Origin of the sequence: Aeromonas aquatica (assembly GCF_000764655.1) — a bacterium.
Taxonomy (GTDB): Bacteria; Pseudomonadota; Gammaproteobacteria; order Enterobacterales; family Aeromonadaceae; genus Aeromonas; species Aeromonas aquatica.
The window spans coordinates 39,378-57,780 of the sequence record NZ_JRGL01000088.1 but is presented as its reverse complement, the minus strand read 5'-3'; the positions used below and the strand labels follow the sequence as shown (position 1 = coordinate 57,780).

16 protein-coding genes are annotated in these 18,403 nt (G+C 61.2%); 10 read left to right on the top strand and 6 right to left on the bottom strand.

The genetic code is table 11. The features are described from left to right. The first annotated feature begins 8 nt into the window (after positions 1-8). The 5 genes from LG30_RS0108905 (at position 9) to LG30_RS0108885 (ending at position 6,974) form a co-directional block, all read left to right on the top strand. Positions 9-1,172, top strand: coding sequence for an efflux RND transporter periplasmic adaptor subunit (locus tag LG30_RS0108905; protein ID WP_033130354.1), 1,164 nt, complete (start codon positions 9-11; stop codon positions 1,170-1,172). Then, a complete protein-coding gene (locus LG30_RS0108900; RefSeq protein ID WP_033130353.1) occupies positions 1,169-3,268 on the top strand; it encodes a MacB family efflux pump subunit in 2,100 nt (699 codons plus the stop codon). Before LG30_RS0108905 ends, LG30_RS0108900 begins: the two co-directional genes overlap by 4 nt. After that, a complete protein-coding gene (locus tag LG30_RS0108895; protein ID WP_033130352.1) occupies positions 3,265-4,665 on the top strand; it encodes an efflux transporter outer membrane subunit in 1,401 nt (466 codons plus the stop codon). The genes LG30_RS0108900 and LG30_RS0108895 overlap by 4 nt, the downstream gene beginning before the upstream one ends. A gap of 138 nt (positions 4,666-4,803) precedes the next feature. Beyond that, positions 4,804-5,610 (top strand): siderophore-interacting protein, encoded by an 807-nt coding sequence (locus LG30_RS0108890; protein ID WP_033130351.1) that lies wholly within the window; start codon positions 4,804-4,806, stop codon positions 5,608-5,610. A gap of 257 nt (positions 5,611-5,867) precedes the next feature. Continuing rightward, a complete protein-coding gene (locus LG30_RS0108885; RefSeq protein ID WP_033130350.1) occupies positions 5,868-6,974 on the top strand; it encodes a 3-deoxy-7-phosphoheptulonate synthase in 1,107 nt (368 codons plus the stop codon). 478 nt (positions 6,975-7,452) lie between these two features. Here LG30_RS0108885 and LG30_RS0108880 read toward each other — a convergent pair whose 3' ends face one another. Then, entirely contained in the window at positions 7,453-7,860 is a 408-nt protein-coding gene (locus LG30_RS0108880; RefSeq protein WP_025327689.1) for an H-NS family histone-like protein, read from the bottom strand. 407 nt (positions 7,861-8,267) lie between these two features. Next, a complete protein-coding gene (dsdC, locus tag LG30_RS0108875; protein WP_033130349.1) occupies positions 8,268-9,212 on the bottom strand; it encodes a DNA-binding transcriptional regulator DsdC in 945 nt (314 codons plus the stop codon). 231 nt (positions 9,213-9,443) lie between these two features. On the opposite strand from dsdC, the gene dsdX reads away from it, so the two are divergent. The 3 genes from dsdX to LG30_RS22510 all read left to right on the top strand — a co-directional run bounded on the left by dsdX (position 9,444) and on the right by LG30_RS22510 (position 12,633). After that, positions 9,444-10,781 (top strand): D-serine transporter DsdX, encoded by a 1,338-nt coding sequence (gene dsdX, locus LG30_RS0108870; protein WP_033130348.1) that lies wholly within the window; start codon positions 9,444-9,446, stop codon positions 10,779-10,781. Positions 10,782-10,797: 16 nt separating this feature from the next. Further along, positions 10,798-12,129, top strand: coding sequence for a D-serine ammonia-lyase (locus LG30_RS0108865; protein WP_033130347.1), 1,332 nt, complete (start codon positions 10,798-10,800; stop codon positions 12,127-12,129). Positions 12,130-12,456: 327 nt separating this feature from the next. After that, positions 12,457-12,633, top strand: a complete 177-nt coding sequence (locus tag LG30_RS22510) for a hypothetical protein (protein WP_152599154.1) — start codon at positions 12,457-12,459, stop codon at positions 12,631-12,633. A 69-nt stretch (positions 12,634-12,702) separates the two neighbouring features. Here LG30_RS22510 and icd read toward each other — a convergent pair whose 3' ends face one another. Both icd and LG30_RS0108855 read right to left on the bottom strand, forming a co-directional pair. Next, the gene (icd, locus tag LG30_RS0108860; protein ID WP_033130346.1) at positions 12,703-13,956 is read right to left on the bottom strand and encodes an NADP-dependent isocitrate dehydrogenase; all 1,254 of its coding nucleotides are present in this window, start codon (positions 13,954-13,956) and stop codon (positions 12,703-12,705) included. 200 nt (positions 13,957-14,156) lie between these two features. After that, the gene (locus LG30_RS0108855) at positions 14,157-15,032 is read right to left on the bottom strand and encodes a helix-turn-helix transcriptional regulator (protein WP_033130403.1); all 876 of its coding nucleotides are present in this window, start codon (positions 15,030-15,032) and stop codon (positions 14,157-14,159) included. Positions 15,033-15,161: 129 nt separating this feature from the next. On the opposite strand from LG30_RS0108855, the gene manA reads away from it, so the two are divergent. Then, on the top strand, positions 15,162-16,385 hold the full coding sequence (manA, locus tag LG30_RS0108850) for a mannose-6-phosphate isomerase, class I (RefSeq protein ID WP_033130345.1): 1,224 nt from the start codon (positions 15,162-15,164) through the stop codon (positions 16,383-16,385). A 97-nt stretch (positions 16,386-16,482) separates the two neighbouring features. On the opposite strand, the gene LG30_RS0108845 is transcribed toward manA, so the two are convergent. Next, positions 16,483-17,007, bottom strand: a complete 525-nt coding sequence (locus LG30_RS0108845) for a phospholipase D family nuclease (RefSeq protein ID WP_033130344.1) — start codon at positions 17,005-17,007, stop codon at positions 16,483-16,485. A gap of 475 nt (positions 17,008-17,482) precedes the next feature. On the opposite strand from LG30_RS0108845, the gene LG30_RS0108840 reads away from it, so the two are divergent. Further along, the gene (locus LG30_RS0108840; protein WP_052100945.1) at positions 17,483-18,031 is read left to right on the top strand and encodes a YgjV family protein; all 549 of its coding nucleotides are present in this window, start codon (positions 17,483-17,485) and stop codon (positions 18,029-18,031) included. A 132-nt stretch (positions 18,032-18,163) separates the two neighbouring features. Here the strand turns inward: LG30_RS0108840 and LG30_RS22505 are convergent, their stop codons facing one another. Next, the gene (locus LG30_RS22505; protein WP_152599150.1) at positions 18,164-18,313 is read right to left on the bottom strand and encodes a hypothetical protein; all 150 of its coding nucleotides are present in this window, start codon (positions 18,311-18,313) and stop codon (positions 18,164-18,166) included. Positions 18,314-18,403: the final 90 nt, after the last annotated feature.

Here is an 18,403-nt window from a genome sequence, read left to right as displayed (position 1 = left end):
GGTGGAAAATGAAAACTCTTCCCAGACAGGGCAAGCTTGCCCTGTTCATCCTCATTCCGCTCGCCATCCTCGTGTGGCTGGTGTGGCCCGGCAAGACGCCAGATCCCGTATTGACCGCATCGGTGACCCGCCAGGACGTGGAGCAAACCGTGCTGGCCAGCGGTGTTCTGCAGGCCATCGAACAGGTGGACGTGGGTGCCCAGGTCTCGGGTCAGGTCACCTATCTGGCGGTCGAGGCCGGACAACAGGTCAAGCAGGGGGATCTGCTGGCGGAGATAGACCCCCTGATCGCCCAGAACAACCTCAAGACCGCAGAGGCAGAGCTTGCCAGCCGCCGCGCCCAGCTCAAGATAAAGCAGGCGCAGCTCAAGCAGAACGAGCTGGCCTGGCGTCGTCAGCAACAGATGTTCAGCCAGGAGGCGAGCTCCCGGGCCGATCTGGAAAGCGCCGAGGCGCAGCTGGCCGTCACCCGCGCCGAGCTGCAAAGCGCCCAGGCCGATATCGACAGTGCCTTCATCAAGGTGGAGCGCACCAAGACGGAGCTCGGCTATAACCGCATTCAGGCCCCCATGGATGGCACCGTGGTTTCCATCGTGACCCGCCAGGGTCAGACCCTGGCCGCCAGCCAGACGGTACCGACCCTGCTCAAACTCGCCAATCTGGATACCATGACGGTCAAGGCCCAGATCTCCGAGGCCGACGTGACCAAGGTCAGGGCCGGCATGCCGGTCTATTTCACCCTGATCGGGGATCCGGATACCCGCTATCACGCCACCCTGCGCACCGTCGAGCTGGCCCCCACCAACATCAACGAGCAGACCGCCAGCACCACGACCACCAGCAATGCCGCCATCTATTACTACGCCCTGTTCGACGTGCCCAACCCGGATCACCAGCTAAGGGTCGCCATGACGACTCAGGTCACCATAGTGCTGGGTGAGCGCAAGCAGGTGCTGGCCATCCCTCAGACCGCGCTCGGCAAGAAACTCGGTGACAACGAATACGAGGTCAGCCTGCTCAAGGACGACGAGCAGAAAGAGACCCGCCGCATCAAGACCGGCATGAAGGACGACATCAAGATCGAGGTGGTGAGCGGCCTGAACGAGCAGGACAAGGTCACCCTGGAGCAGGGCAAGCCCGTCCAGGACGATGACGGGGAGATAAGGCCGTGAGCGAGCCCCTGATCCGGCTCAAGGGCATAGAGCGTCGCTACCAGAGCGGGGAGCAGGAGGTCACAGTGCTGCACCCGCTGGATCTCTGCATCCAGGCGGGGGAGATGGTCGCCATCGTCGGCGCCTCCGGCTCCGGCAAGTCCACCCTGATGAACCTGCTGGGTTGCCTCGACAGGCCGAGTGGCGGGCAATATCTGTTTCGCGGGCAGGATACCGCCCATCTGGATGCTCTCGCCCTCGCGAGGCTTCGTTGCCACCACTTCGGCTTCATCTTTCAGCGCTACCACCTGCTGCCCCACCTCGATGCGGCCGCCAACGTGGAGATCCCGGCCGTCTATGCGGGCACCTCTCGCACCGATCGCCAGGCGCGTGCTCGCGCGCTGCTGTCGCGCCTGGGCCTCGCCGATCGCAGCCACCACAGACCGGGCCAGCTCTCCGGCGGCCAGCAGCAACGGGTCAGCATAGCCCGTGCCCTTGCCAACGGCGGCGAGGTGATCCTGGCCGATGAGCCCACCGGGGCCCTCGACAGCCACAGCGGCAAGGAGGTGATGGCCATCCTCAAAGAGCTGCACGCTCAGGGCCACACCATCATCCTGGTGACCCACGACATGGCAGTCGCCAATCATGCGGATCGCATCATTACCCTGCGCGACGGACGTGTTGTCGAAGACAGCACCCAAGCCAAAGCGGCGACCACGGCCAACCCTGCCGATCAGATCGCCTCCCTGCTCGACGGACGTGTTGTCGAAGACAGCACCCAAGCCAAAACGGTGACCACGACCAAGGCTGCGACCACTGCCAACCCAACCGAGCAGATCGTCTCCCAACCTGATGAACAGAAGGTAGAAGCCAGCCCCCAAGCCACGGCAGCAACCACGGCTGCCAGGGCCGCCAGCCAGGGCTGGGATCGCTACCGGGAGGCCGCCCGCATGGCCCTGCACGCCATGCTCGCCCACCGCATGCGCACCTTCCTCACCATGCTCGGCATCATCATCGGCATCGCTGCCGTGGTCAGCGTGGTCGCCCTCGGTCAGGGCGCCCGCGCCAAGGTGATCAACGACATCAACGCCATGGGTACCAACACCATCGATATCTTCCCCGGCAAGGACTGGGGGGATGAGAAGGCGGCCAGTATCCAGACCCTGAACGAGCGGGATCTCGATGCCCTGCTCGGCCAACCCTATCTGGAGGGGGCCAGCCCCCAGATTGCCACCTCGGGCCAGCTGCGTTTTCGCAACAAGAGCAGCAGCGGCAATGTGGTGGGGGTCGGCAGCGACTTCTTCCGGGTCAAGGGGATGACCCTCACCCAGGGCCGCCTGCTCGATGAACGGGACATTCAGAACCGGACGGCGGTGGCCGTGGTGGACGGTAAAACCATCGAGAGCCTGCTCGGCAAGGAGGATCCCATCGGTCAGGTAGTGCTGGTCGGTACTCTCCCGGTGCGCATCATAGGCGTGGTGACGCAGGAGACCGGCTTTGGCCGCAGCAGCCAATCGGTCAGCATCTGGCTGCCCTACAGCGCCGTGATGAGTCGCCTCATCTCCCAGAACCATTTCAGCCAGATCACCATCAGAGTCAAAGACGGGATCCAGCCCGCCCTGGCGGAACAAGCCGCGGTGGCCCTGCTGACCCAGCGCCACGGGGTGAAGGACTTCTTCACCTTCAGCAGCGACAGCATCATCAAGTCGGTGGAGAAGACCACCGCCACCATGACGCTGCTGGTCTCCGCCATCGCGGTGATCTCCCTCATCGTCGGCGGGGTCGGGGTGATGAACATCATGCTGGTCTCGGTGGTGGAACGCACCAGGGAGATAGGGATCCGCATCGCGGTGGGCGCCCGTCAGTCCGACATACTGCAGCAGTTCCTGATCGAGGCCGTGATGGTCAGCCTGCTGGGGGGCCTGCTGGGCATCGGTCTGGCCCTGCTCATCGGCTTCGTTTTCTCACTGTTCGTGGAGAGCTTCCAGATGCACTTCTCGCTCTTCTCCATCCTGATGGCCTTTGGCTGCTCCTCGCTCATCGGGATCCTGTTTGGTTACCTGCCCGCCCGCAACGCAGCCCGGCTCGATCCGGTCGAGGCACTGGCGAGGGAATGATGATGCACAACCTATTCAGACAGAGGCTCTGCCTCTTCTCCAAAACAGGGCTCTGCCTCGCCGTCAGCCTTGTCCTCGGCGCCTGCAGTCAGCAGAGTACCTATCACCAACCGGATCTGGTCGTGGCGCCGAGCTGGCAGCAGGCCGACGAGGAACTCACCCAGCAGCAGGCGGGTCCCTGGTGGCAGGGGTTCAAGGATCCCGCCCTCGACAGGCTGGTCGATGCCGTGCTGGCCGCCAACCCGGACATGCAGGTGGCGGGGCTCAGGCTCAGGAGCGCCCTGCTCGGCGCGGATCTGGCCGATACCAATCTCACCCCCGAGATTAGTGCCAATCTGGGGGCGAGCGGCTCCAAGAACATGAAGGATGGCAGCACCAGCAGCAACCTGGGGCCCTCGCTCAACCTGAGCTACGAGGTGGATCTCTGGGGCCGGCTCGCCTCGGTGCGGGATCAGGCGAGCTGGGAGGCAGAGGCCAGCGAGCAGGATCTGGCGGCGACCCGCCTGATGCTGATCGGCAAGGCGCTGGAGCAATACTGGCAGCTGGCCTATCTCGGCTCGGCCATCACCCTCGGTGAGCAGCAGTTGCTCAACTACGAGCGGGCCGAGCGATTGACCCGGGCCAAGTATGAGGCGGGTGCCATCACCCGGCTCGATCTGGTGCAGGCCAGCCAGCAGAAAGTCGGTAAACAGGCGGAGCTTGCCGCCCTCATACAGCAACGGGAGCAGGCCGCCAACGCCCTGCGCCTGCTGCTCGGCCGCAGCAGTGGCCCGCTGGAGTTTGCCCCGACCGAACTGGTCATGGCCCCCATCCCTACCCTGGCGGTCGGCATCCCGGCCGACGTGCTGGCCCGCCGTCCCGATGTGCGGGCCGCCGAGTTGCGGCTGCGCAAGACGCTGGCCAAGGGGGACGAGATCCGCACCGGCTTTTATCCCACCCTGAGCCTCACCGGCAATGCCAGCACCACCTCGGACACCCTGACCCAGATGCTGAGCAACCCGGTGGGGACACTGGGGGCGACCCTGGCCCTGCCCTTCCTCGAGTACAATCAGACCCGGCTCTCCATCGCGAGCTCCGAGCTCGATTACCAGATTGCCGAGACCGAGTTTCGCAAGCAGCTCTACACCGCCCTGCTGGAGGTGGAAGATGGTCTGTCGGCTCGTCATCAGGGCGAGCAGCAACTGCGCTACCTGACACAGCAGCGGGATTACGCCAAAGAGGCCGAGCGGCTGGCCGAGGCGCGCTTCCAGGCGGGGGCGACCGGGGTGCAGCCCTGGCTGGATGAGCAAAACCGCCTGTGGGACGCCGAGCTGAGTCTGCTCAACCAGCAGCAGACCCAGCTCAAGACCATGGCCGGGATCTATCAGGCGCTGGGGGGCAGTGATCGGGGATCCTAGCCTCTGGCACTTCCTCTCTTCACCTGGGCCGGGGTGGACTTCACCCTGGCTCAGGCAGCCCTCCCCCTCCCCACAAAGCAATTGATAATAATTTTCATTTGATGAAAAATGGCGCCATCGTCTGCCAGGAGTACTCATATGTCACAGCCCGCCCCGGTCAATCGCCCTCGTCTGCTCACCGTCAAACATGTCCATGATGTGGGTCCGCATCTACGCAGGGTCTGCCTGACCAGCCCCGAGCTGGCCGATTATCCTTTCAGCTGCGGCGGCGCCCATATCAAGATCATGTTGCCCCAACCGGGTCAAGAGCATGCGGTACTGCCGACGCCAACTCCCAAGGGGCCTCGCTGGGAAGACCCGAGCCAGAAACCCGTCATCCGCACCTTCAGCATCCGCGCCTTCCGCCGCGAGGCCCTGGAGCTGGATATCGATTTCGCCCTGCACGGCGATATTGGCCCCGCTAGCCGTTTTGCCCTGCATGTGCAGCCGGGGGATCGGTTGGCCATCTCGGGTCCAGGCGGTCCGGATCCCATGCTGCAGCTGGCCCTGCACTATTACATGGTGGGGGATCTCACCTCTTTGCCCGCCATCAGCGCCATGGCCGAGGTGATGCCCGCCAAGGCTCAGGGCCATATCGCCCTGCTGGTGCCCCATCAGGAAGATGTGCAGGATCTGTCGCTGCCAGCAGGAGTCAGCCTGCGCTGGTTTGTCGGCGCTCCCGAGCAGACCGAACAACTAGTGAGCTATTTCACCGCCCTGCCCATGGTGGCGGATCAGAGCTATTTCTGGTTCGGTGGGGAGGAGGGTCTGGTGGTACCGCTGCGCCGCCATGTCAGACGCACTCTGGATGTGGACCGCCAACGGGTCTATGCGGTGCCTTACTGGCGCCATGGCAAGGATGAAGATGCCTATCATCAGGATCGCCACACCGTGATGGACAGCTGATAACACCTTATTTTCCCTATATAAATCAGGCCTATCTCCGACAGGAGACAGGCCTGTTCAAGAGCCAATTTCCACTCTTTTTTTCTCCTCCCCCCCATCTTGGTGATCCCCTCTGCAGGGCTTGCATTCGAGAGAGACAACAAGATAATGATAATCACTCTCAATAACATGATCTGTCATCGCGCTCCGATCCCTGACATTCAGGGTCCTGAGCCGCAAACAGCTCACTTACCCCCAGGTACAGCAAGGTAATCCAGATGGCAGTTTTGAATTCGGTAATGCGCGCCTTCGCGGTCGAGGCTCTCCCCACTCCCGCCGATCTGTTGGCACAGCACCCCTGCCCCACGGAGATGGCGGAGAAAATAGAAGAGCATCGACATCAAATGCGCCAGATCCTCAGCGGCGCCGATGATCGCCTGTTGGTGGTGATAGGTCCCTGCTCCATCCACGACCCTCTCGCCGCGCTCGACTATGCAAGGCGCCTGGCCAGGCTGGCCGCTGAGTATCAGGACCGCTTGCTCGTCGTGATGCGCACCTACTTCGAGAAGCCGCGCACCACGGTCGGCTGGAAGGGGCTGGTGTTCGATCCTCACCTGGATGGCAGCAACGACATAGGTCAAGGCCTTCATCTGGCCCGCCAACTGCTGCTGGACATCAATCAGCTGGGATTGGCCACCGCCACCGAGTTTCTCGATACCACCAGCTTCCTCTATCTGGCCGATCTCATCAGCTGGGGAGCGATTGGGGCACGCACTACTGAATCTCAGGTACACAGGCAGCTCGCCTCGGCCCTGCCCTGTCCTGTCGGCTTCAAGAACGGCACCGACGGCAACATCCGGGTGGCCATCGATGCCATCCAGGCCAGCGAAGCGTCCCACTTGTTTACCGCGCCCGGTAGCCAGGGCGGTATTATGGTTATCAAGAGCGAGGGCAACCCGAGCGGGCACATCATATTGCGTGGTGGCACCCTTCCCAATTACCACCAGAGCGACGTAGAGGATGCCGCAGAGCAGCTGGCGCGCCTGGGGCTCAACCATCGGCTGATGGTGGATTGCAGCCACGGCAACAGCCAGAAGCAGCACAAGAATCAGATGCGGGTCGCCGGCGAGCTCTGCCGCCAACTGGGCGAAGGGAGCGATGCCATCGCCGCCGTCATGATCGAGAGTTTCCTGCAAGAAGGCAGCCAAAAGCCGGCACCGCTGGATGAGCTGCAATATGGCCAGTCGATCACCGATGCCTGTCTGTGCTGGGAAGATAGTCAGGCTTTGCTTGCCATGCTGGCCGATGCCGTCCTGGCTCGTCGCCGCTTGGCAAGAATGTCGTCGAGCTCGCGCCAGAGTGAGGATATCCAGCTAGTGAGTTGACCCACGCCCTCCTTATTCACGACGGGGTCAGCAGACCCCGTATTAAAAAATCATCGCCTTCGTCGACTGCCCTCATATATATCCAGTGCAAGGGTGCCAAATAGGGCAGAGATAACGGGAGCCTAAGCCTGACAGGGATAACATCTCCAAGAAAATGGGTGCAGCGACAGAGAGGAGCGACCGAAAGTGAGTTTGCTTATTTCATCGAGTCGAGCGGATCTTGCATTTATCCATCAGGATCATCGGCAACAGAAGAGGGTTGTGTGAGTCCTCGCTAGAGGATTAAGAATGGAATGGCTGATGTTGAGTACAGTCTCACTACTGACAGATATCTTTTTATTGCCCTGTGCTGACCATGGCTATTCCCATGACCACGAGGTAAATATCTGCTCTAGCCCATGCAGTGGTACCGCAACATGATCTCAAAAATAATAATGCCGCCCAAGAGGCGGCATTATCGCTGAATTGATCAAGACAATCAGATCAGGAAGTCATTCAGATCCTTGCCCAGCGCAACCTGCTCGGCAATGGCTTTGGGCATACGGCCCTGACCAGTCCAGGTCTTTTCCTGGCCATCTTCCTGATACTTGTATTTGGCAGGACGCGGAGCACGCTTGCTCTTGGTCGCGCCTGCGGCAGCCGGAGTGGCCACGCTGCCGATCAATTCACGGGGATCGATACCAGCTTGCTGCAGCATCTCGGTGAACTCGCTCAGCTTGCGCTGGCGCTCTTCCTGCTCGGCCCGCTCTTGTTCAACAGACTCGGCACGCTCGTTATATACCAGATCAAACTTCTCTTTCGCTTCTTGCAGTTGCTCAAACGGCAATTCACGGATGGCAGCGCGCAAGCTACGAATGTTCAGCAGAACCTTTAGAAATTCGTTCATTACTTCCTCACATAATTATTTTTGTATGTCACAGGGATGACTCATTTTGAGAATAGCATGTCTGCTCGATAACAACATAATGATTTTATAACTGTAGAAGGATTATTGACAACATCATATTCATTATTTTCTGGGGCTAATTCACACTCCTGAACTTATTGAAAAACCAGCACCACAGACAATATGTTCTTCAGCGCAGGTTAATGCCGGGTCAGTTTCCCCATAACATTTGTCGAACAGATAAATGCCGACGCCGCAATCCGGTCACCCGCCAGGGGCAAGCGTTCGACCAATACGGTTGGCCGCCTTGCACAAATGATGCGCGAGTTTTTCATTCCCACGCTAATACGCTACCGACGGATGGCGTGACCCTCATGCCGGTATGAACTCCCAACATAGTTCCCGGTTCAACTTGCCAATTGCGCCTGGGCTCTGATCCAGTCGATGAAGGCCTGGATCTTGGGACACTGGCGGTTGGGGAGCGTAGCGAGGTAATAACGCTGCTCGCAGCGTACCTCCTTGTCCGGGAAGGGGGCCACCAACTCGTTCCTTGCCAACCGCTTGCTCACCAGGTGCTTGCGGCCCATGGCGATGCCGGCGTGGTTCATGGCGGCGATGATGGCGAGATCGGAGCGATCGAAGCCCATGTTTGCCTGGCAGCCGTCGATGACGATGCCGGATTGGCGAGCCCAACTCAGCCATTCGTCGGTCTCTGAGTCATGCCCCCAGGCCTGCCTGTCATGCAGCAGGCGGCAGCGAGACAAGTTGTCAGGGTTATCCAGCAGCCCATGCTGCTCGGCATAGTCGGGGCTGCATACCGGCACCATGTATTCATCCATCAGCGGGTGGATGGCGAGCCGCTCCGGCGTCTTGTCGTCAAAATAGAGCGTCAAGTCGATGCCATAACCGTGCAGGTTGATGTTCTCGTTGCCGGTCATGATGTTGAGATCGATCTGGGGATGCAGGCGGGAGAAGTCTGCGAGCCTTGGCACCAGCCAGCACTGGGCGATGGAGGGGCGGGAGTAGACGGTCAGGGAACCGGACAGCTCCTGATTCTTGATCTCCAGGATCTCCTGATTGATGAACTCCAGCGACGACTTGAGTGCCCAGAATATCCGCTGCCCCTCCGTCGTCAGCACCACCTTGCGGTGAAAACGCTGGAACAGCTTGAAGCCGAGCTCTTCCTCCAGGGCGCTTATTCTGTGGCTCACCGCGCTCGGGCTGAGCGCCAGTTCATCGGCCGCCAGGGCGAAGGAGCAGTGACGGGCCGCCGCCTCGAAGGTATGCAACTTGGCAAGCTGATAGCCATTGAGCAGCTTGTTTCTCGACACATAGTTGTCTTCGGTATACATCCGCATCTCTCACCAGGGGGCCGGGTCATGCCGCCATCATATCCCGCTGCACGCTCTTTTGGATGCGACAAGCGAACCCAAATCACCACATCCCAGGAAAATGTGATGAATGTGGCACTCTTGCATCAACCCAGCTCATCCAAGACGCCATTTTCATCATTTGTCAGCCCGGCACCATTCCCGTTCAATAGGCCCATCGTTCATCTCTTATCACCCTTGTCGAGGCGCAGTATGAATTCTGAAATGTGGGTCGTCGGTACCTTGCTGACTAGCATCATCCTGATCGTCTTCACCATAGTGAAGGGCAGGATCCACCCCTTCCTCGCCCTGCTGTTGGCGAGCTTCTATGTCGGCACCATGATGGGGATGAACCCGGTCAAGATGGTCAATGCCATGGAAGAGGGCATAGGCGGCACCCTGGGCTTCCTCGCCGCCGTCATCGGCCTTGGCACCATACTCGGCAAGATGATGGAGGTATCGGGCGCCGCCGAGCGCATCGGCCTCACCCTGCAAAAATGCCGCTGGCTCTCGCCTCAGGTCATCATGGTGCTGGTCGGCCTGGTGTGCGGCATCACCCTGTTCGTCGAGGTGGGGGTGGTGTTGCTGATCCCGCTCGCCTTCTCCATCGCCCGCAAGACCAACACCTCGCTGCTGACCCTGGCCATCCCGCTCTGCACCGCCCTGATGGCCGTGCACTGCATAGTGCCGCCCCATCCGGCCGCGCTCTATGTCACCAATCAGCTGGGAGCCGACATCGGATCCGTCATCGTCTACGGCCTCGCGGTCGGGCTCTTTGCCTCCCTGGTCGGCGGCCCCCTGTTCCTGAAGCTGCTCGGCAAGCGGGTGCCGTTCAAGGGCGTGCCCGCCGCCTTTGCCGACATCCAAGCGCGCGATGAGGCCGAGCTCCCCTCCCTCGGCGCCTCCCTCTTCACCGTGCTGCTGCCCATACTGCTGATGCTGGCCAAGACGGTGGCCGAGCTGAACATGGCGCATGACTCCGCCCTCTATACCCTGCTGGAATTTATCGGCAATCCCATCACCGCCATGTTCATCGCCGCCTTCACCGCCTACTACGTGCTGGGGATCCGCCAGAGCATGAAGATGGAAGGACTGCTGGACAAGACCGAGCAGTGCTTCTCCTCCATCGCCAACATATTGCTGATCATCGGGGCCGGCGGCGCCTTCAACGGCGTGCTCAAGGCCAGTGGCCTGGGGGACAGCCTCGCCACCATCCTCTCCCAGCTGGACATGCACCCCATACTGCTGGCCTGGCTGGTGGCCATAGTGCTGCACGCTGCCGTCGGCTCCGCCACCGTCGCCATGATGGGGGCCACCGCCATCGTCGCCCCCATCATGGTGCACTACCCGAACATCAGCCCGGAGATCATGACGCTGGCCATCGGCTCAGGCGCCATCGGCTGCACCATGGTGACCGACTCCCTGTTCTGGCTGGTGAAGCAGTATTGCGGCGCTACCCTGAACGAAACGCTCAAGTACTACACCAGTGCCACCCTCCTCGCCTCCCTGATGGCGCTGGCCGGCACCTTCCTGCTCTCCTATATCGTGTAAAAGACAGAGACATCCCATGAAAAATACCGACATTGCGCAGCTCATTTCTCAGTACCCGCTGGTTCAGACGCTGATCTCTCTCGAGCCTGTGACCTGGTTCAACCCCAATGCCACCACATTGGCGGCCGGCCTGCCCTACGTGGGGCTGGATCAACGCGACGTCGCGGACGCCTCAGCCCGCCTGGCCCGCTTCGCCCCCTACCTGTGCCAGGCCTTCCCCGAGACCCGTGCCATGCAGGGCATGTTGGAGTCAGAAGTCGCGGTTATCCCGGCCATGCAAGCGACTCTCAATGAGCGTTACGGCGTTGACGTCACCGGCCGGCTGCTGCTGAAAAAAGACAGCCACCTGCCGATCTCCGGCTCCATCAAGGCCCGTGGCGGCATCTACGAGGTGCTGACCCACGCCGAGCAGCTGGCGCTCAAAGCTGGGTTGCTGCGCGAAGACGACGACTACAGCAAGCTGTTCAGCGATGAGTTCCGCCGCTTCTTCGGCCAGTACAGCATCGCCGTGGGCTCGACCGGCAACCTCGGTATGTCCATCGGCATCATGAGCGCCAAGCTCGGCTTCACCGTCACCGTGCACATGTCTGCCGATGCCCGGGAGTGGAAGAAGCGCAAGTTGCGCGAACACGGGGTCATAGTGGTGGAATACGCCGAAGATTACGGGGTCGCCGTGGAGCAGGGACGCAAGGAGGCCGAGCGCGATCCCAACTGCTTCTTCATCGATGACGAGAACTCCCGCACCCTGTTCCTCGGCTACTCGGTGGCGGGTGAACGGCTGAAACAGCAGTTCGATGAGATGGGCATCGAGGTGGATGCCGAGCACCCGCTGTTCGTCTACCTGCCCTGCGGGGTCGGCGGCGGTCCGGGCGGGGTGGCGTTTGGCCTGAAACTCGCGTTCGGGGATAACGTTCACTGCTTCTTCGCCGAGCCCACCCACTCCCCCTGCATGCTGCTCGGGGTGCACACCGGCCTGCACGATGCGATTTCGGTGCAGGATCTGGGGATCGACAACCTCACCGCCGCCGATGGCCTGGCGGTGGGGCGCGCCTCCGGTTTCGTCGGCCGCGCCATGGAGCGGTTGCTGGATGGCTTCTACACCTTAAGCGATCAGGAGATGTACGATCTGCTGGGGCTGCTGGCGCGGGACGAGCAGATCCGCCTCGAGCCCTCAGCCCTCGCCGGCATGCCGGGCCCCTGGCGGGTCAGCGCCGATGGCGAGTGGCAGGCAGCGCGCGGTCTGGATACCCGGCGCATGGCACAGGCCACCCACCTGGTGTGGGCCACCGGCGGCGGCATGGTGCCTGCGGAAGAGATGGAGAAATATCTGGCCACGGCCAAGATTTAAGTTTTTTTCAACTGCCAAACCCGCCTTCATGGCGGGTTTTCTCTTCATGGATCAGCAAGATGGCACATCTTTTGATCTGTGCCTGCAAGCCCCCGCGCCTGTCTGTTTGATGCTAATCCCCCCAAGTTGGTTATTTTGTGATACGATAGTGGCCGTTTTTTGACAATTGCGTATCGTTGTCGCCCTGATCCAGCAAGATCAGGGGCAATTTCACTGCTTGTGACGAGCCGGTACACAATCCAAAAAGTGACCTGGATGAGCCAGTCTGACTGGGGAAACCCGCCGGACGGCAACCACCAAGAGCACCTTAGATAAGGAGATCGGACTATGAAACAGTATCAAAGCTGGCTGGGACAATACCTGATGAGCCGCCGCGATGGCGATCATGCCATGGCATCCGAACTCGCCAGCTCCATCTGCGAGTTCTGGCAGACCCAGGGCGACGAAGCCGAAAGCAGCAAATGGCAGCAGCGCTATCAGCAACACGTAGAGCAGGCGCAGTAAGTCCCTTAGCTCTTCACCCATAAAAAAACCGGCGCTCATGGCGCCGGTTTTGCATTTCAGTCTTACCGCTTACATCTGATCGACCATGTCCTGGGCGAACTGGGAGCAGGAGCGCAGGGTGGCGCCTTCCATCAGTCGCTCGAAGTCATAGGTGACGGTCTTGTTGGCGATGGCCGCTTCCATCCCCTTGATGATGAGATCGGCCGCCTCGGTCCAGCCCAGGTGGCGCAGCATCATCTCGGCGGAGAGGATCAGCGAACCCGGGTTGACCTTGTCCTGACCGGCGTACTTGGGCGCGGTGCCGTGGGTTGCTTCGAACAGCGCCACGCCGTCGCCGATGTTGGCGCCCGGGGCGATGCCGATGCCACCGACCTGAGCGGCCAGGGCGTCGGAGATGTAGTCACCGTTCAAGTTCATGCAGGCGATGACATCGTACTCGGCCGGGCGCAGCAGGATCTGTTGCAGGAAGGCGTCGGCGATGACGTCCTTGACGACGATGGTCTTGCCGGTTTTCGGGTTCTTGAAGGAGCACCAGGGGCCGCCGTCGATGAGCTGGGCATCGTACTCTTTCTGGGCCAGGGCATAACCCCAATCCTTGAAGGCACCTTCGGTGAACTTCATGATGTTGCCCTTGTGCACCAGAGTCACGGAGTCGCGATCGTTATCGATGGCGTACTCGATGGCGGCACGGACCAGACGCTCGGTCCCGGCCTTGGACATGGGCTTGATACCGATGCCGCAGGACTCGGGGAAGCGAATTTTCTTCACGCCCATCTCGTTTTGCAGGAAGGCGATGACCTTCTTGGCCTCATCGCTGTCCGCCTTCCACTCGATACCGGCGTAGATGTCTTCGGCGTTCTCGCGGAAGATCACCATGTCGGTCAGGTCCGGGCGCTTGACCGGGCTCGGGGTGCCTTCGTAGTAACGGACCGGGCGCAGGCAGATGTAAAGATCCAGCTCCTGGCGCAGGGCCACGTTGAGAGAGCGAATACCGCCACCAACCGGAGTGGTCAGCGGGCCCTTGATGGCCACGCAGTATTCACGAATGAAATCCAGGGTCTCCGCCGGCAGCCAGGCACCTTCGCCATAGACATGAGTCGATTTCTCGCCGGTAAAGATCTCCATCCAGGCGATAGAACGCTCGCCCTTGTAGGCTTTCTCGACCGCGGCATTCACCACATTCAACATGGCCGGGGTCACGTCCACACCGATGCCATCCCCTTCGATGAACGGGATGATCGGATTGTGGGGAACCTGCAGCTTGCCGTTGGCATCGACTGTGATTTTTTGACCTGTGGTCGGGATAACTACTCTGCTTTCCATCGGCATCTCCTAACTTCCGTTTGTTATAAATATGTCATTGAGCGCGGCCATCTTAGCCCATCCATTTTCATAATCAAATGGCGGGCGCGCATGTCCGACCATAGTCGAGCACTGGATCACAATGCGCCCGACCGGCCCAGGTTCGATCAACCCGAACCGCACCCAAAGCCTGTTCTGTTCAGGCTTGAGGGCACACACCCTCACCCCGCCAAGCCATCGGTTTGGCCCTGCGGCTGGCTCAGGGAGCGGTATTGGGAGGGGGTCAGCCCGGTCTTCTGCTTGAACACCCGGCAAAAATAGTTCACATCAATGTAACCACAGCGGTTCGCCACCTCTTCCAGCCGAAACCGGTACTTTTTCAGCATGAACTTGGCCCTGTCGATCCGTACCCAGCTGATGTAGTCGGCCAATCGCATGTGGCCCTGCTCGCGAAACAGGTGGGAGAGATGACTGGCCGAGACGTTGAAGCGGTGGGCGATGGAGTCGCGGCTGATGGGGCGGTGAAAATTCTCCTGAATGTAGATGCAGATGCCGTGGAACAGGTCAGCCCCCCTCGGCCGATCGAAGGTGGATTCGGCCAGCAGTTGGCGGGCGCTGGTGAGCAGCGCCTGCAGCAGATGGTTGTCGGTGGGGGAACGGCCGGGATCCTCGGTCAGTGCATTGAGCGCCGCCAAGATGTGTTCGATCACGTGCCCCGCCCGGGCCATGATGCTGTGCTTTTGCACGTCGAAAAAGTCAGGCTCGTCACGGCGCTTGCTCACCAGGCTGAAACCGAGCTGGCGCTTGCCAAACAGCAGGCTCAGCACCGAGCAGTCGGTGCTCCATTGCGGCTTGTTCCAGCCGTTTGGCGGTATGTAGAGCGCCTGTCCCGGCAACACGCTGACCTGCTTGCTGCCCTGCTCCTTGTCCCAGATCTGGTTGAGGTATTCGCCGCTGAACACCAGCTCGAGGCGGGGAAAGTTGACCTGATAGCTGAAACCGGGGGGCACGCCCTGCTCGCTGGCAAACCAGATCTGCTCAAAAGGAACCTGTTCATGGAGGGCGCCGTCGAGCAGCTGGCTGAAGATGAGTGACATGATGATCCCGATCAAGAGAGAGGCAAGCGATTGCGGCGCGCGCGACCGCCCATGTTATAGTCCGGCTCTGCGGTTCAATTCCACCTTTTTCTTCACTCGCTTTTTTTCAAATTACATGAGGCGTCCCTTATGAGCAGTCGCGATTTGCCCTCTTCATTGCCCCCTTTCCTGCCGATGCACAACCCGATCCAGGGCTACGACTGGGGCAGCCATGACGCCCTGACCCGCCTGTTTGGCATCTCCAACCCCGATGGCAAACCCCAGGCCGAGCTGTGGATGGGGGCCCATCCGAACGGCTGCTCCGAGGTGAGCGTCGCGGGCAGTACGCAGAAACTCTCGATCCTGATCGAGGCCGCCCCCGCCGCCGTGCTGGGGGACGCCACCCTGGCCCGCTTCGGCAGCCTGCCCTTCCTGTTCAAGGTGCTGTGCGCCGAGAAGGCGCTCTCCATCCAGGTGCACCCCAGCAAGGCCCAGGCCGAAGCCGGTTTTGCCAGGGAGGAAGCCGCCGGCATCCCCCTCAAGGCGGGCAATCGCAACTACAAAGACCCTAACCACAAGCCGGAGCTGGTGTTCGCCCTCACCCCCTATCAGGCGATGAACGGTTTTCGCACCATTCCCGCCATCCTGGCGCTGTTCGAGCGGGTCAAGCTGGCGGCCATCGCCGATCTGGTCGCGGCCCTCGCCGCCAACCAGAACGAAGCCGGGTTGCAGCACTTCTTCCACCAGATGCTGATCCTGGACGGCGCGCGCAAGGAAGCCGCCCTGACGGACCTGCTGGCCTATGCCAGCGAGCATCAGGACGAAGAGACCTTCGCACTCATCGCCAACCTGGCCGCCCAGTACCCGGGGGATGTGGGGCTGTTCTCACCGCTGCTGCTGAACGTTGTGACCCTCAAGCCGGGCCAGGCCATGTTCCTCGACGCCTGCACGCCCCACGCCTATGTGCGCGGCACCGGCCTCGAGATCATGGCGAACTCCGACAACGTGCTGCGCGCAGGCCTGACCCCCAAATACATAGACGTGGCAGAGCTGCTGGACTGCACCCGCTGCGTGGCCAAACCGGACGATCAGATCCTGCTTGCCCCCCGCGTCGAGGGCATGACCGAGAACATGGTGCAGCACTTCGAGGTGCCGGTACCTGACTTCACCTTCAGCGTCTACCCGGCCGGTGAGCATGCACTCACCACCGCCAGCGCCGAGATCCTGTTTGCCATCGATGGTGACGTCCTGCTCAAGCAGGGTGATGAGACACTGCGGCTGGAGAAAGGACAATCCGCCTTCGTCCCCGCCACCACCGGCCGCTACCAGATGCTGGCCGAGGGCCGGGTCGCCCGTGCGGGTAACCGCAGTTAAGCCGTGACAAGCCGGACAAATAAAAAACGAGGGCCATCATCGATGGCCCTCGTTGTTGCAGCACTCTCTGGCAGCTTGCCCCGAGCCAAGACGCCTCTCAAGTCGCAGGATAAGGCACGCCTTGTGCCCATCTGGACTGCCAGTGTGCCAAGTATTGGCGAGTGACGTCCGGCATATCGCGCATAACGATCACGTTCTCCGAGTTGAGCGTCTCGGCGGAGGGGGCGAAGTTGAAGGAGCCGGTCTCGACCGTGCTGTCATCGACGATAATCGTCTTGTCGTGATGGATGTGGAAGCGATCGTTGGTGCGCAGCGCCACCCCGCCGCGGGTCGCCGCCTCCATGGCCGCCCTGCTCGCCTTGCCCTGATTGCGCCTCTTGTCGATCACCACCTGCACCTCGACCCCGCGTTTTTTCGCCGCCACCAGCGCCTGTACTATATCGGGAGCCTGAAAGGCGTAGGCGAGCATGCGGATGTGGTGTCTGGCACCCGCTATGGTCGCCAGCACCAGCACCCGGGCCGAGCCTTCCGGCGAGAAACCGACCTGAACACCGGGGGCGGCCTGGGAGATGGCCGGCAAGATGAACAGCGCCGCCGCCATGGCGTATCCAAGGATCTTCATCGTGTCTACCTCGATGAGGGAAGCGGGGGCCGCCTCCCGGGATCCTCGATCACCGGCACGGCCACCCTGTGGGCCTGTCAATGTGCGCCCCCTTTTCCCCCGTGGCAAGCGGTCAGGCCCTGCATACACCGACCAGAACCATCCCATGGGCTCTGGTCGGTTTGCTGGCGGTCTTCAGGCCACGAGGCGGCGATGAGAGACGCATTGACTGGAACCGGTTACATGGTACGATTTCCACCGGACAGGCCCTCCCGACGGCCTGCCCCCCCTTGTCAGACCCGCCACCCACTGCGAGCGGGCCAGACGCGAGCCGCATGGGAACCATTTCAATGCGGCACCAGGATCCAAGGTTTCCCATGACTGACCCGCTGACCCCGTACGTCGATCTCACTGCCACACCCGGTGGCAGAAAACCACGCGGCAACGACCCTCATCACACCGAGGCATCGGCGCCCTTCACAGAGGGGGTCTCCTTGTGAACACTGCACTGAGCTGGCTGACGCCTGTCTGGACGCTGTTCCAGCAACAACCCCTGGCCCAGGGCATCGGCCTCGCCGCCATGCTGGTCGGCATCAGCGCCTTCCGGCAGCGGGATGACGGGCGTTTTCGACTGCGTCTGTGCCTCTATCAGGGAGCCATCGCCCTTCACTTTCTGCTGATGGGGGCCAGCACGGCGGCGCTCAGCGCGGGCCTCAGCTGCGCACGCACCCTCATCTCGGGGCGCACCCGCAGCCCCTGGGTGATGCTGTTCTTCCTGGTGCTGGTGTGGGGGCTCGGCATCCCCGGGATCACCAGCCCGGTGCAGTGGCTCCCCATCATAGGCACAACTGTCGGCACCTGGGGCCTGTTCCGTACCCAGGGCATAGCGCTGCGGCTCTGCATGCTGGCGGGAGGGTTTTGCTGGACCAGCCACAACATCTTGATAGGCTCCATCGGCGGCAGCCTGATCGAGCTCAGTTTCCTGTTCGTCAACTGCCACACCATGTACCGCATGTGGCGCCAACCGCTGACGACCCCCACCTAAGGCTCGGCCTGCATCCATGAAACCTGACTGAGCCGTATATCCCAGTCAGCCTGAAAAAAAACCACCGCCCTCTCCGGGCGGTGGTTTTTTTATCAAGCTGACGATGGTCACTCCTCAGTGACCATCCCCTGGCTAGTTTTCTGCCGCTTCCGGCTGGGGCGTCTCGGTGCGCTCCCGCTGCAGTTCATCGACCCTGGCTTGCCATTTGTCGTGGGCCTGTTTTTGCCCCTGTGACTCAAACTCCTGGCGCATGGTGTCGATCTCTTGGTCAAGTTTTTCCATCAGGATGTCTCCTTACATCTCGGGTTACACACTGGCTGACGGCACTGTTTGGCCAACCTGCTCACTCCGTTGGACAAGCGGATCTCCCCA

Bases quoted from the DNA above. Each gene is read 5' to 3' on its own strand.
- icd (WP_033130346.1), bottom strand. From the start codon at position 13,956: ATGGAAAGCAGAGTAGTTATCCCGACCACAGGTCAAAAAATCACAGTC.
- LG30_RS0108880 (WP_025327689.1), bottom strand. From the start codon at position 7,860: ATGAACGAATTTCTAAAGGTTCTGCTGAACATTCGTAGCTTGCGCGCT.
- LG30_RS22510 (WP_152599154.1), top strand. From the start codon at position 12,457: ATGAAACAGTATCAAAGCTGGCTGGGACAATACCTGATGAGCCGCCGC.
- LG30_RS0108905 (WP_033130354.1), top strand. From the start codon at position 9: ATGAAAACTCTTCCCAGACAGGGCAAGCTTGCCCTGTTCATCCTCATT.
- LG30_RS0108890 (WP_033130351.1), top strand. From the start codon at position 4,804: ATGTCACAGCCCGCCCCGGTCAATCGCCCTCGTCTGCTCACCGTCAAA.
- LG30_RS0108885 (WP_033130350.1), top strand. From the start codon at position 5,868: ATGGCAGTTTTGAATTCGGTAATGCGCGCCTTCGCGGTCGAGGCTCTC.
- dsdC (WP_033130349.1), bottom strand. From the start codon at position 9,212: ATGTATACCGAAGACAACTATGTGTCGAGAAACAAGCTGCTCAATGGC.
- LG30_RS22505 (WP_152599150.1), bottom strand. From the start codon at position 18,313: ATGGAAAAACTTGACCAAGAGATCGACACCATGCGCCAGGAGTTTGAG.
- manA (WP_033130345.1), top strand. From the start codon at position 15,162: ATGAGCAGTCGCGATTTGCCCTCTTCATTGCCCCCTTTCCTGCCGATG.
- LG30_RS0108895 (WP_033130352.1), top strand. From the start codon at position 3,265: ATGATGATGCACAACCTATTCAGACAGAGGCTCTGCCTCTTCTCCAAA.
- LG30_RS0108865 (WP_033130347.1), top strand. From the start codon at position 10,798: ATGAAAAATACCGACATTGCGCAGCTCATTTCTCAGTACCCGCTGGTT.
- LG30_RS0108845 (WP_033130344.1), bottom strand. From the start codon at position 17,007: ATGAAGATCCTTGGATACGCCATGGCGGCGGCGCTGTTCATCTTGCCG.
- dsdX (WP_033130348.1), top strand. From the start codon at position 9,444: ATGAATTCTGAAATGTGGGTCGTCGGTACCTTGCTGACTAGCATCATC.
- LG30_RS0108855 (WP_033130403.1), bottom strand. From the start codon at position 15,032: ATGTCACTCATCTTCAGCCAGCTGCTCGACGGCGCCCTCCATGAACAG.